This is a genomic window from Novosphingobium sp. AAP83 (assembly GCF_001295795.1).
Lineage (GTDB): Bacteria > Pseudomonadota > Alphaproteobacteria > Sphingomonadales > Sphingomonadaceae > Novosphingobium.
The window spans coordinates 18,593-31,096 of sequence record NZ_LJHY01000038.1 but is presented as its reverse complement, the minus strand read 5'-3'; the positions used below and the strand labels follow the sequence as shown (position 1 = coordinate 31,096).

Sequence of the window (12,504 nt, the reverse complement as noted above, 5' to 3'; positions counted from 1 at the left end):
CAAGCGGCTTCGATCTTTTACGCTGGAGCACGTTGCTAGCCGATGCACGATGGCTACAGTCTGCGCCATACCTATGCCACGCTGGCCTTGCTCAATGACGGCATGGACGTTCACACGATGGCCACCCGCAAAACTGACCGGCCGCTACAGCGCATTATCGAAAGCGCGCGTCCGGTCAGCTTCGCTACCCTCGCAACCTACACCACCTCCCGGGACACGACCTTCATGTTCGTGTCATAGATAATCCCTGCGGTTTCAGTTTCAGGAACGAAGTCCATCCCTGTTGATTTGCCTGCACCGGTCCCGCCCGCTGTAAACAGAACAAATTTTGAACTGCCTGCCGACACCGGCTCGGCCAGCATTTGGGTGTAGAGCTTCTTTACGAATGCACTGGATGGTTCATGCACTTCAGCCGAACGGCTCCGGTTGGCGCGAAATTCTGGTGATAGCTCTCGCGTTAGATCGGTATTGAGTATTCGCCCACCATCGCTGCTGCCTGAAATAGGGCCAGAGATCCTGGAATACTCTAAGCGCGCTGCGTCAAAATTGTGGGCTATCTTCGCCTGTAGGGCGGCACCAATATCACCAGGGCGAGGCTTTAGATCAGCCGCTACTTGCTGGCTGCTGCGTCCGCTTTCACTGCCAGGCCGCGCTTGTACGCCTTCTCCAGCGGGTCGCTGGTCGTTTGCGCTTGGTGCCGCATTACCTGCGCCATCAGCGCCAGCGCTCGCTTGCGCGGGGCTGGCGAAGAGGTTGCCGGTGTCGGGTTCGGTTTGGGTGCGTCGTTCATTGGCAAGATACATAATACCAGTTGGTGTGGCCTTTGTCGAATCACCAAACAGCCCACCGCCCGGCGTAGCTTTCATGGCCTCGGCGGTGTAGAGGTCCATCACGTCAACGATACGCTGCTGGCCGAGTGGTTTGGTGAAGTAAGGGCGTCCAAAGAAGAACGTGCGCAGCGCTACCTCGGTCATTGGATCGACCGTAGAGCCTGAGAAAATGTCACGCTGATTGACGTAATCACCGATAGGTTTGCCCTCACGGCGCGCGCGGTCGATGATCTCGACGCTACTCAACACTGTAATTCGACGTGTCGAACTCCGGTCAGACACCAGTAACAGCACCATGCGCGGATTCAATCCACAGCTTTGCGAAAGCGGTTCGTGATGTCGCCATGAACGATGGCGGAAACGGGTGTATTGTTACGGAATAATCAATCAGCAGAAGTGCACACCGATGAATGAGGTGACATCTAAGAGAACCCTGCCCGAACGCACTTACGTTTCGCTATCAGAGGCGTTAACCTGGATTGCCTTCGGCGATGCGCTGGAGGCCCACGTGCTGAAGGCGCAAGTCGAGGGTGAGCGACTTATCGAAACAGATGGTCCAGAAGAACGTATGCGCAAGCTTTGGAAGGGCGAACTGCAAGGTCTGTCGGAAAAACATGGCGCAGGGTTTTTCCATGAGCGGAAGGCCGGATTGGAGCGACTGCGGGATGCTTGGCTCAAATTGCGCGACACGGTCGATCAAGAGAAGGTCAAGGTTCGAGGGCGTTACACGTCAACGTATTCCACCTGTGACGCGAGCTTGGCTGACGTGGCGCATTTGGCTGGCGACGTGCTCTCCACGTTCTCCCAATTCGACGTTTCAACCGGTGGTATCCGACGTCAACCAGAGGGTGCGCCCAATGTCCTCTGGCTAGAGGATCCAAGCAGCATTGGAAGAGAGTTAGATTCGTTTATCACGAATCAGGGCACTGCGGACGGTTACCTTCACGTCGAGGTAGCCCGCGAGAATGTCATACAATGTTGGCCAAATCCGGCCAGACTTCCGCGCAAATCGCATACCCAAGTCGTAGAGTGGTGCAGAAACTGGATCGATGGTGGTCACGGAAATGGCCACGACCATGCCTGGCGAGCTTTCCAATCCGACACGAATCATGCGGGTCTCTCTCGGGATTACGTGTTCCGGCCGGCATGGAAGGAAGCGAAAACACGAACATAAGCTTTCACCGCAAGCGGCGCGCCAAGCGACATCAAGCGACGAAGCACCTGGCCCGCTTGGTTTTACTTCGGTCTGATCAGAACGCCAGCGTACCCCGGCAATCGTGCCTGGCCGCTGTGCGGAGACTTCAAGATATGAAACCGGTTTACGGGGACATCCATTCAGTCGCTGCCCGCTACGGTTGGCAGAAGACAAAAACCTACGAGCTGCTGCGGCAGAAGAAGATCCGAGCCAAGAAGCTGGGTACAAAAACGCTGGTCGAATTTGCTAGCGTTGACCAGTACCTCGCCAGCCTTCCCTCTTTCGGAGAGGACTGAGCCATGGTTCAGAAAAGCGAAGCCCGCGCCAAAGCGCGGGCGACGCGGAATAGCTGTGGCGGCTCTTTCCGTGACTCTACTACCGCACTCACGATTCAGGCGCAATTCCTGATCGCAGCCCACCATGTCCGGCCCGAACTTGCCGTGATGGTCGCCGCACTCGCTTTCGGGGGAGGTACTCATGAGTGACACGGTATCACCCGAAGCGGCCAGAATACTGACTTTGATGATCGAGGAAACCATCCTGCCAGCCAACTGGGATGTGTCCGGACTCTGGCTCGATTATGCCCAGCAACTGGCGCAGTATGTAGCTGATCAGCGAGGCATTATTTCGATGAGCGATGCGACCATGCTTGTGGGCCTGGGCGGAGTCTTGGTCGAAATGGCCAAGCGCGAACGGGAGGCATGCAAAGAAATTGGTGCATTTCTGCGCGGCGAGGGAGGCGAACATGACTGATCGCTATCCCAACCTTCCGGGTGCGAAAGGCCCGGACGGCACCAGCCAAGACGCTGTCGAAGCGATCAAACCTTGCGCTTTTCATCTTCGCCGCATCGCCATGCGCACGCTGGCAATTTTAGGCGAAGCAACAGTGCTTGAAGCGGTCGCCTTTAACCAGATGGCACGCGAAAGCCTGCAACCGCGCTTCTCCGAACTTCGGGCTCTGGGCTTTGTGGAACCAACCGGTGCACGTTGACGCAACCCATCCGGCAAAGGCGCGGCGGTGCTTCGCCTGACCGACAAAGGGAGGGCCACACTGTGACCGATCCCGTTTCGGAATTTCTTATTGCCATGGGGGCGGCTGGCATCCGCCCCCTTGAGCCGATTGCCGACAAACTCGCTACCGGTGATCCTGCCCGCTTCCGCGCCGATGGCGACAAGCCCGGACGCCGCAACGGTTGGGTGTAGATTTCCGCTAAGAAGTGACCCGGTAGGAGCATAAATTTCCATTGAGAATTGACCCATGTTTGAACCCGCCCCTGGCTGACCAGTCAGGGGTATCGGGAATGATCGACATGGATTTATTGAGTGTAATTCGTCGGTGGCGTCTTCGCGATAAGATTCCGCTTCGTGAGATTGAACGGCGCACAGGGCTGTCGCGCAACACGATCCGCAAATACTTGCGCGCAGATACAGTTGTGCCGGAGTTCAAGGTGCCCAAGCGTTCGAGCAAGCTGGACCAGTTTGCAGAGAAGTTGACGGGTTGGTTACAGATCGAGGCCGGTAAGTCGCGCAAGCAGAAGCGCTCGGCGAAGCAGATGAATGCTGATCTGGCCGCATTGGGTTACGAAGGATCCTACAATCGGGTCGCTGCTTATGTGCGGGATTGGAAGGCTGGCCGTCTGTTGGCACAGCAGGCCAGCGGGCGGGGCACATACATGCCTTTGGTTTTCCAGCCAGGTGAGGCGTTCCAATTCGACTGGAGCGAAGATTGGGCCATTCTTGGTGGCGAACGGGTCAAGCTACAGGCAGCACACACCAAGCTATCACACAGCAAGGCGTTTATCGTGCGCGCCTAACCGCTTCAGACGCATGAGATGCTGTTTGATGCGCTGACGCAGGCAATCCGCGTGCTGGGCGGTGTGCCGCAGCGCGGCATCTTCGATAACATGCGGACTGCGGTCGACAAGATCGGCAAGGGCAAAGCCCGACAGGTCAACGCCCGCTTCATCTATCGCGTAGGCCGAAAATGGGGTCGCGTTCTAATCCGACGTCAAAAGTTCGATAGGTGCCACACCGATCGCCTGCGCCAATTCAAACAGCGTTACCACCGTTGGATTACGGTGACCTCTTTCAAGGCCGCTGATGTATTGTTGTGAGAACCCGGAAATCTCTGCAACCTTTTCCTGCGTCAGGCCCCGCTCTTGCCTAACACGAGCAAAGTTTCGTCCAACGAGCCGCCGCATGTCCATGCAAAAGCCATCGCAATCGGCAGGCTCTAGGTTTATCAACTATATTATGTATTTGATTTCGGAGTGGTAGGCGCGATGGAAAACGACAGTGAAGAAAAACTGCTGCGCCGCTCTGTGATGCGATTTGCTATAACTCGCATCGAGCGTCTGGCGACCGAGGTAATTGATCAGATTAAACAATACCCCGCCTGTGCGATGCTCAGCGATAACGACTATGCTGAAAACCTCTGGGATGACTACTGTTACGATCAACAGATCGGGCCGGTGACTTTTTTGGACTTTGCTTGGTCTGATCTGTTCGCGCCTCATTTGAAGGCATTAATCGAGTCGATGGATCGCACTGAAGCAATCCTGCTCACTTTCGACTGGTGCTGGGGTCAAGGTGAAGATCCTATCAGCATCATTGGAGATCCGCCAACCAGAATTGATACAGACGCCCTCGCAGCAGAAGTTATGAGCGTCGTGAACCGAATGGCGCTTGATCGAGAGTGGCTAGAGGACAGCTGCGATGACGATTACGATAATGCCGAGGAAGCGGACTCAGATCTCTTGCAGCCCCCACAGTTTGCTGGCCCGATTGACTACCTCGACCATCTCGCCGACGCGCTCTGCTGCTTACTGGTAGAATGCAGCGACAATGAGCGCGAAGGTATGATGGATGATTTTCGCATGAGCGCTCGGCAACTTGAAATCGATGATGTTTCATTGGGGCACGAAACAACGGACGAAGGCGAGGTCCGAGTCATCCTTAGCGAAAACAACGCGCAAGCCATGAATTGGGCGCGAGAATGTCTGGACTTGGGGACTGCTGCCGCCGTCGATCTTGATGACGCAATCACCGTGCTTGATCGGTTCTTTCGGCCTAGCTTTCCGGGTTGTCGAGCCCGCGAAGGCTGACTTCCAAATCTTTTTACGTTGGCTGAAGCGGCAGACTAGGCTGACGCCCATTCCACATCGAGTATTGACATGAAGCGAGACCGAACAAGCTTTCAGTGTTAATTCTTACCCGCATCGTACCAAATTGGCAGAGCATACGGTTGTGCATAAGCGATGTTGCTCTAAGGCTAGACCCATCCATTTTCTGGAAGGTTCCGGAAAATGATTCGAGGGTACCATGGCCGAAGACAAGCCAAATCTGCGATGGGGAGTGGAGCAAAAGCTCCAGTTCATCGAGTTCCGGTTGTTCTGGGAAGGTCACGTCAATCGAAGTGATCTGATCGAGCAGTTTGGTATCTCGCCCAATCAGGCATCGGGTGACCTGAGCCGCTACATCGCACTGGTACCGGACAATATGGTCTACGATAAGAGCGGCAAAACCTATGTCCGCTCATCCGGTTTCATTTCGCTTTTTTACGAGCCAGATGCCACAAGCTATCTGTCCCAGGTGCGTTCTGTGGCGGAAGGCATTGTCGCCAGCCATGATTCCTGGATCGGCAACCTACCTGCCTTCGATACAGCACCATCACCGGCACGGGGCATTGACCCAGTCGTGTTGCGCGCGATCGTTATTGCCATTCGCCGGCATGATGCTGTCGAAGTTCGTTATCAGTCAATGTCCTCTCCAGACCCCGAGTGGCGCTGGATTGCACCTCATGCATTGGCCTTTGACGGGTTCAGGTGGCACGCGCGGTCTTACTGCGAGAATAGCGGAGAATATCGAGACTTCGTCATCTCTCGCATCGTTGCCACTCGGCAGAGCCGCGATGCGAGGATGATCTCGACTAATGACACTGCATGGGATGAGATCGTAGACCTCAAGATTGCTCCGCACCCTGATCTAAGTACTGCCCAGAAGCGAGCGATAGAATTGGATTACGGGATGATAAGCGGCAGCGTTCATATCCCAGTCAGAAAAGCATTGCTTTACTACACCCTTAAGCGCCTCGGGTTAGATACTGATCCGGCAGCACGAAAGCCTCAGGATCAACAGATCATACTCCTTAACCGGGAGGTCGTGGCGTGACAAAGCTCGAGGATATCAAAAACGGAGCTGTCGTTCAGGGGGTCATACCTGGCCAGCCGGTTGAAATCGTCTCCGTCGACTGGATAGGCCGGCAGGCAATCAATCTCGTCTACCGCGTCCCCGGTGGGTCTGTGGCCGAGACCACGCTCTATCGCGACGATGAGCACCGCCTGTCCGTTGAAACCCGCGGCCACGCCTGGTCCTTCGACGCCAACGGCGCTCTGCTCCGGCTGGTGACTGAGGCCAACCGGATCAAGCTGGCGCACTTCTTCGATCCCTACCTCGCCATCCACACCAGCCTTGTCGAGCCTCTGCCGCATCAGATCTCTGCGGTCTACGGCGAGATGCTCACGCGCCAGCCGCTGCGGTTCCTGCTGGCCGATGACCCGGGCGCCGGCAAGACGATCATGGCCGGCCTGCTGATCAAGGAGCTGATTGCCCGCAGTGATCTCGAACGCTGTCTGATCGTTGCTCCGGGCAGCCTGGTCGAACAGTGGCAGGATGAGCTCGGCCAGAAGTTCGGTCTGGAGTTCGACATCCTAACCCGCGACATGATCGAGACATCCCGGTCCGGAAACGCGTTCAACGATCACCCCCGGCTCATCGCGCGCCTCGATGTGCTGGCCCGCAATGAAGACCTGCAGCAGAAACTCGCCAGTTCCACCGAGTGGGATCTGGTGATCTGCGACGAAGCCCACCGCATGTCGGCGTCTTATTTCGGCGGGGACGTGAAATACACCAAGCGGTACCAGCTGGGCCAATTGCTGGGTCAGGCGTCGCGCCACCTGCTGCTCATGTCGGCCACGCCCCACAATGGGAAGGAAGAGGACTTCCAGCTGTTCATGGCATTGCTGGATGGTGACCGGTTTGAGGGTCGCTTCCGGGACGGCGTCCACTATGCCGACACGGCCGATATGATGCGGCGCCTCACCAAGGAAGAGCTGCTCCGGTTTGACGGCCGACCGCTTTTCCCGGAGCGCCGCGCCTACACCGTAAAGTACGAGCTCTCGCCTATGGAGGCCGAGCTCTACAGCGCCGTCACAGAATACGTCCGGACCGAAATGAACCGCGTTCAGCGGTTTGCCGAGGGCGATGGCAAAAAGCGCAACAACGTCGGCTTCGCCTTGCAGATCTTGCAGCGCCGCCTCGCATCGTCGCCCGCCGCGATCTACCAGTCCCTGAAGCGTCGTCGCGAACGTCTCGAAAACCAGCTCGCAGAGGCGCGTCTTGCTCGCCGTGGCGGTCGAACCGACTTCAGCGTCGCCAATGTTCGAGAAGACGACCTGCGCGACATCGAGGAATACGGCCAGGACGAGGTCGACGAGATCGAGGACCTGATCTCGACCGGCGCGACCACTGCCGAAACCATCGAACAGCTGGAGATTGAGGTTCAGACCCTCAAGGGTCTGGAGAGCATGGCGCTGAACGTTCTCGGCTCAGGCCAGGACACCAAGTGGACCCAGCTCAACCGCATCCTCGACGATGATCTGATGGTCGATACCGATGGCAACCGGCGCAAGCTGATCATCTTCACCGAGCCCAAGGACACCCTGCATTACCTCGTCGACAAGGTGCGGGCGCGCATTGGCAAGCCTGATGCTGTCGATGTGATCCACGGCGGCGTGACCCGTGAAGAACGCCGCAAGATCGTCGAGCGGTTCATGCAGGACCGAGACATGCTGGTCCTTATCGCCAATGACGCAGCGGGCGAAGGTGTGAACCTTCAGCGCGGCCATCTGATGGTCAATTACGACCTGCCCTGGAACCCCAACAAGATCGAACAGCGTTTCGGCCGTATCCACCGGATCGGCCAGACCGAGGTCTGCCACCTCTGGAACCTGGTCGCGGCCGACACCCGCGAGGGCGAGGTTTATGGCCGTCTGCTGGAAAAGCTGGAGGCCGCGCGTGAGGCGCTCGGCGGCCGTGTCTATGACGTCCTGGGTGAGCTGTTCGAAGGCACGGCCCTGAAGGACCTGCTGTTCGAGGCGATCCAGTATGGCGAACAGGAGGATGTCAAAGCCCGCCTGTTCCAGGTCGTCGATGGCGCCGTTGATCAGGACCATCTTCTGCGGCTGCTTGAGCGCCGTGCCCTCACCAACGACACCATGCCCCAGACCAAGGTGCATGAGCTGAGGCTGGAAATGGAACGAGCCGAGGCACAACGGCTGCAGCCCCATCACGTTCAGAGCTTCTTCGTCGAGGCCTTCCAGCACCTTGGCGGCCAGATCAAACGCCGGGAGGAAGGCCGCTGGGAAATTCTCCACGTGCCGGTGGTCCTGAGAGAGCGCGACCGACAGATCGGCTCGGGCGCGCCGATCCAGAAGAAGTACGAGCGGATCTGCTTCGAGAAGAGCCGTATCAATCAGCAGCCGGTGGCGGCCTTCCTCTATCCGGGCCATCCGCTGATGGAGGCGGTGATCAGCGTCATCCGCGAACAGTACGACCACCTGATGAAGCGTGGCGCGGTCATGGTCGACGATACCGACCCCGGCGAGGGCATTGAGGCCCTGTTCCTGCTCGAACACAGCGTCCAGGACAGCCGGCTGACCTCCACCGGCAAGCCGCACATCATTTCCGAGAAGCTGCAGTTCGCGGCGATCGATAAGGACGGCAAGGCCACAGACGCCGGGATTGCGCCGCACCTCAATCTGCGGCCCGCGACGCCCGCCGAGATCGCCCTGGCCGATGACCTCCTCCATGAGGACTGGCTTCGCAACGATCTGGAAAAGACGGCCGTTCGCTTCGCAACGGTCGAGCTGGCCCAGAGCCATGTCGCCGAGGTTAAGGCTCGCCGCGTTCCAGAGATTGGCAAGGTCGAACAGGAAGTCCGCGCGCGCCTAAAAAAGGAAGTGAATTACTGGGACGCCCGGACTTTCGAGCTCAAGGAAGAAGAGCGGGCTGGCAAGAAGACCCGCCTCAACTGGCAGAACGCCCAGCGCCGTGCCGAAGACCTGTCTGAAAGGCTAAAACGCCGGATGGCGATCCTGGAACAGGAGCGGTTCATCTCGTCCCAGCCGCCGCGGGTGCGTGGCGGCATGATCGTTATTCCGCGCGGATTGTTGCAGGCACGTCAGCCAGAGGGTGATGTTGGAGGCGGAGGCTTTTCTGAGGACCCGGTTGCCCGGCGGCTGATTGAGATGGCCGCCATGACAGCAGTGATCAATGCAGAAATTGAGCTAGGCAATTCGCCTAAGGACGTGTCGGCCCAGAAGGTTGGCTATGACATCGCTTCCTACGACCCGAGGACGGATCATCTGCGCTTTATCGAGGTCAAGGGACGGATCGATGGCGCCGACAGCGTGATGATCACGCGGCAGGAGGTAATCACCTCCCTGCACGAGCCGGACAAGTTTATCCTGGCCATTGTTCAGGTCGAGGCAGGTTTCGCCCGGGAGCCGCGCTATGTCCGCGGCGCTCTCGACACGCGCGAACCGCCGTTCGAACAAAACGCCATTCAGTTCAACATAAAGCGCCTGCTTGATCGGGCCGAGGCACCCGCATGACACAACCCTACAAGAAGAAACTGATCGAAGTTGCGATTCCACTGGAGGCGATCAACGCCGCGTCGGCGAGAGAGAAATCGATCCGGCATGGCCATCCCAGCACCCTACACCTGTGGTGGGCGCGGCGGCCCTTGGCTGCGTGTCGGGCTGTATTGTTCGCGCAGCTGGTCGATGACCCCTCCAGCCTGCCTGATCAGTTTCCTACGGCGGAGTTACAGGACGCCGAACGCAAGCGGCTGTTTGCGATCATCGAAGACTTGGTGAAGTGGGAAAACTCGACCAACGAGGAAGTGTTGGAGCGGGCGCGCGCGGAAATCCGGCGTAGCTGTGGTGGTGTGCTGCCTCCGGTTTATGACCCATTCTCTGGTGGCGGATCTATCCCGCTGGAGGCGCAGCGGCTGGGCCTGCCCGCCTATGGGTCCGACCTGAACCCGGTCGCGGTGATGATCGGCAAGGCGATGATCGAGGTTCCGCCGAGGTTCAAGGATCAGCAGCCAATCCACCCGGGGGTGAAGGACCGCATCCACTACCGCAATGCTGAAGGGTTGGCGGAGGATGTGAAGTATTATGGCGAATGGATCCGCGAAAAGGCACGGGAGCAGATAGGGCATCTTTATCCGCAGGTTGACCTGCCAAAGGACTTAGGCGGCGGCAAAGCAACAGTCGTAGCTTGGATATGGGCGAGGACAGTGCCAAGTCCAGACCCTGCCTTTTCGGACGCGCACGTTCCTATAGTGTCGAGCTTTCAGCTAAGTACAAAGGCGGGGAAAGAGGCCTGGATCGAGCCTCTTGTCGACAAATTGAACAAGAAGATTACCTACCGCATCCGGAAAGGCGGAACCAAATCCGAACTGGCCAATGCTAGTGAAGGAACCAAGGCGGGTCGCGGCGCAAGTTTCCGTTGCCTAATGTCGGATACGGCGATCACCCCAAATCATGTCAAGAATATTGGTCGTGCAGGACAAATGGGTCAAACCCTTATTGCAATTGTAGCAGATGGCAAAAATGGCCGAGTATTTTTAGAGCCTAACGACGATCATGAGACCCTTGCTCTTTCTGCGCGTCCAAGTTGGAAACCCGAACAATTACAGGCAGATAATCCGAGGTGGTTTTCCCCGCCGGACTACGGAATGAAAACTTTCGGAGACCTTTTTACTGATCGTCAGCTCGTTGCTTTGAACACCTTCAGCGAGCTTGTTCATGCAGCTCGTGCACAGATTGAGGCCGATGGGTTAGCTGCAGGAATGGAAAACGATGGCGTAGCACTTCGCGATGGAGGCCGATCAACAAGGGCCTATTCTGAAGCCGTCTGCTTATATTCTGCATTCGCAATAACAAAAATGGCAGATCGCGGCAGCACTATTTGTACATGGGACTCCAGCCGCTCGAGCCTAAGAAACACTTTTGGTCGACAGGCCATCCCGATGACATGGGATTTTGCCGAGGGAAATCCCTTTTCTGGTTCCACGGGAAGTTGGGAGCCTTGCGTCGAATGGACTTGGAAAGCCATCGAGAATTTCTCCCCTGGAAACGAGGGAGTGGAAATCCAACATGATGCCCAATCCGTAGTCTATCCGGCAGGTACGGTGATTTCCACGGACCCTCCGTACTACGATAACATCGGGTATGCTGATCTTTCCGACTTTTTCTTTTGCTGGATGAAGCCAGTTATCCGCCCTGTTTATCCGCAGCTTTTTGAATTTTTGGCAACACCAAAGTCAGACGAACTTGTAGCCACTCCTTATAGACATGGCGGAAAAGAGGCAGCAGAAGATTTCTTTCTTGCCGGAATGAGTAAAGCCATTTCAAATATGGCAAAGCAGTCATCAGATTTGTACCCTGCATCAATTTACTACGCCTTTAAGCAAAGTGAAATCGCTCAAGAAGGCATAAGTTCGACTGGTTGGGCAACGTTTCTTCAGGCTGTTGTCGAAGCTGGCTATGCAGTCGTCGGTACTTGGCCGCTGCGGACCGAAATGGCAAACCGCATGATTGCGTCGGGTACCAATGCTCTAGCCAATTCGGTTGTCCTGGTATGTCGCAAGAAGGAAGCGACGGCCGAGACCATCACTCGGGCCGAGTTCATCCGCGCACTCAAACGTGAACTGCCACCATCCATCGCGGAGCTTCAGGCCGCCAACATCGCCCCGGCCGATATGCCGCAATCAGCCATCGGCCCTGGCATGGGCGTGTTCTCGCGATATCGTGCCGTACTGGAATCCGACGACAGCCCGATGAGCGTGAAGGCTGCCCTGCAACTGATCAACCGCGAGCTGGACGAATACCTTGGCGGTATCCAGGGCGAGTTCGACGCTGATACCCGTTTTGCCATCACTTGGTTCGAACAGAATGGGCTTAAGGCCGGCGACTACGGCACAGCCAACAACATCGCCACTGCGCGCGGAATCTCGGTCGAAAGCGTTAAGCACGCAGGAATCGTCGAAAGCCAGGCCGGTAAGGTTCGCGTTCTTCGTCGGGATGAATTGGACGACAAATGGGAGCCTGGGACCGATCAGCACCTAACGATCTGGGAGTGCCTTCAGCACCTCGTGCGGTTGCACGAAAAGGACGGTATCTCGCACGCGACAGCCGTCCTGCTGAAGAAAATTGGTGACAAGGCCGAGGCCGTTAAGGACCTAGCTTACATCCTCTACGACATAAGCGCCAACAAGCGACAGGATGCCAAGGAGGCCACTGCCTACAACGCATTGATTGCCGACTGGACCGAGTTGAGCCGTCAGGCCGCATCAGTCTACGACACGCGTGGTGATCTTCAACAACGCCTCGATCTTTAAGGGAGACGGAA

The 12,504-nt window shown here is 57.1% G+C and carries 13 protein-coding genes and 1 pseudogene; 12 read left to right on the top strand and 2 right to left on the bottom strand.

Annotated elements, in window-relative coordinates:
• Window positions 1-42: 42 nt before the first annotated feature.
• Window positions 43-240 (top strand): hypothetical protein, encoded by a 198-nt coding sequence (locus tag IP81_RS20545; protein WP_157573304.1) that lies wholly within the window; start codon window positions 43-45, stop codon window positions 238-240.
• On the opposite strand, the gene IP81_RS15815 is transcribed toward IP81_RS20545, so the two are convergent.
• Window positions 198-1,127 carry a hypothetical protein gene (locus IP81_RS15815; protein WP_157573303.1) on the bottom strand — a complete coding sequence of 310 codons (930 nt, stop codon included), beginning with the start codon at window positions 1,125-1,127 and terminating at the stop codon, window positions 198-200. The two genes, IP81_RS20545 and IP81_RS15815, sit on opposite strands and share 43 nt — an antisense overlap.
• A 109-nt stretch (window positions 1,128-1,236) precedes the next feature.
• Here IP81_RS15815 and IP81_RS20540 point away from each other — a divergent pair, with 109 nt between their 5' ends.
• The 7 genes and pseudogenes from IP81_RS20540 to istA all read left to right on the top strand — a co-directional run.
• Complete coding sequence (locus IP81_RS20540) at window positions 1,237-2,004, top strand: hypothetical protein (protein WP_157573302.1); 768 nt, start codon at window positions 1,237-1,239, stop codon at window positions 2,002-2,004.
• Window positions 2,005-2,138: 134 nt separating this feature from the next.
• A complete protein-coding gene (locus IP81_RS20535; protein ID WP_157573301.1) occupies window positions 2,139-2,321 on the top strand; it encodes an excisionase family DNA-binding protein in 183 nt (60 codons plus the stop codon).
• Window positions 2,322-2,324: 3 nt separating this feature from the next.
• The gene (locus IP81_RS15795; RefSeq protein ID WP_054108975.1) at window positions 2,325-2,510 is read left to right on the top strand and encodes a hypothetical protein; all 186 of its coding nucleotides are present in this window, start codon (window positions 2,325-2,327) and stop codon (window positions 2,508-2,510) included.
• A complete protein-coding gene (locus IP81_RS15790; protein ID WP_054108974.1) occupies window positions 2,503-2,778 on the top strand; it encodes a hypothetical protein in 276 nt (91 codons plus the stop codon). Before IP81_RS15795 ends, IP81_RS15790 begins: the two co-directional genes overlap by 8 nt.
• Window positions 2,771-3,016, top strand: a complete 246-nt coding sequence (locus IP81_RS15785; protein ID WP_082356230.1) for a hypothetical protein — start codon at window positions 2,771-2,773, stop codon at window positions 3,014-3,016. Before IP81_RS15790 ends, IP81_RS15785 begins: the two co-directional genes overlap by 8 nt.
• 62 nt (window positions 3,017-3,078) lie before the next feature.
• Window positions 3,079-3,228 carry a hypothetical protein gene (locus IP81_RS20530; RefSeq protein ID WP_157573300.1) on the top strand — a complete coding sequence of 50 codons (150 nt, stop codon included), beginning with the start codon at window positions 3,079-3,081 and terminating at the stop codon, window positions 3,226-3,228.
• A 107-nt stretch (window positions 3,229-3,335) separates the two neighbouring features.
• Window positions 3,336-3,989 (top strand): annotated as a pseudogene (gene istA / locus IP81_RS15780) (IS21 family transposase); the annotation flags it as partial.
• Window positions 3,990-4,022: 33 nt separating this feature from the next.
• Here the strand turns inward: istA and IP81_RS19845 are convergent.
• Complete coding sequence (locus IP81_RS19845) at window positions 4,023-4,226, bottom strand: helix-turn-helix domain-containing protein (protein ID WP_369800771.1); 204 nt, start codon at window positions 4,224-4,226, stop codon at window positions 4,023-4,025.
• Window positions 4,227-4,307: 81 nt separating this feature from the next.
• Here IP81_RS19845 and IP81_RS15775 point away from each other — a divergent pair, with 81 nt between their 5' ends.
• From IP81_RS15775 to IP81_RS15760, 4 genes are all read left to right on the top strand, one after another.
• The gene (locus IP81_RS15775) at window positions 4,308-5,129 is read left to right on the top strand and encodes a hypothetical protein (protein WP_054108973.1); all 822 of its coding nucleotides are present in this window, start codon (window positions 4,308-4,310) and stop codon (window positions 5,127-5,129) included.
• Between the two features lie 217 nt (window positions 5,130-5,346).
• Window positions 5,347-6,195: a WYL domain-containing protein gene (locus tag IP81_RS15770; protein ID WP_054108972.1), complete on the top strand. Its 849-nt coding sequence runs from the start codon at window positions 5,347-5,349 to the stop codon at window positions 6,193-6,195.
• Entirely contained in the window at window positions 6,192-9,698 is a 3,507-nt protein-coding gene (locus tag IP81_RS15765; RefSeq protein WP_054108971.1) for a helicase-related protein, read from the top strand. The genes IP81_RS15770 and IP81_RS15765 overlap by 4 nt, the downstream gene beginning before the upstream one ends.
• Window positions 9,695-12,493 carry a DUF1156 domain-containing protein gene (locus tag IP81_RS15760; RefSeq protein ID WP_054108970.1) on the top strand — a complete coding sequence of 933 codons (2,799 nt, stop codon included), beginning with the start codon at window positions 9,695-9,697 and terminating at the stop codon, window positions 12,491-12,493. The genes IP81_RS15765 and IP81_RS15760 overlap by 4 nt, the downstream gene beginning before the upstream one ends.
• Window positions 12,494-12,504: the final 11 nt, after the last annotated feature.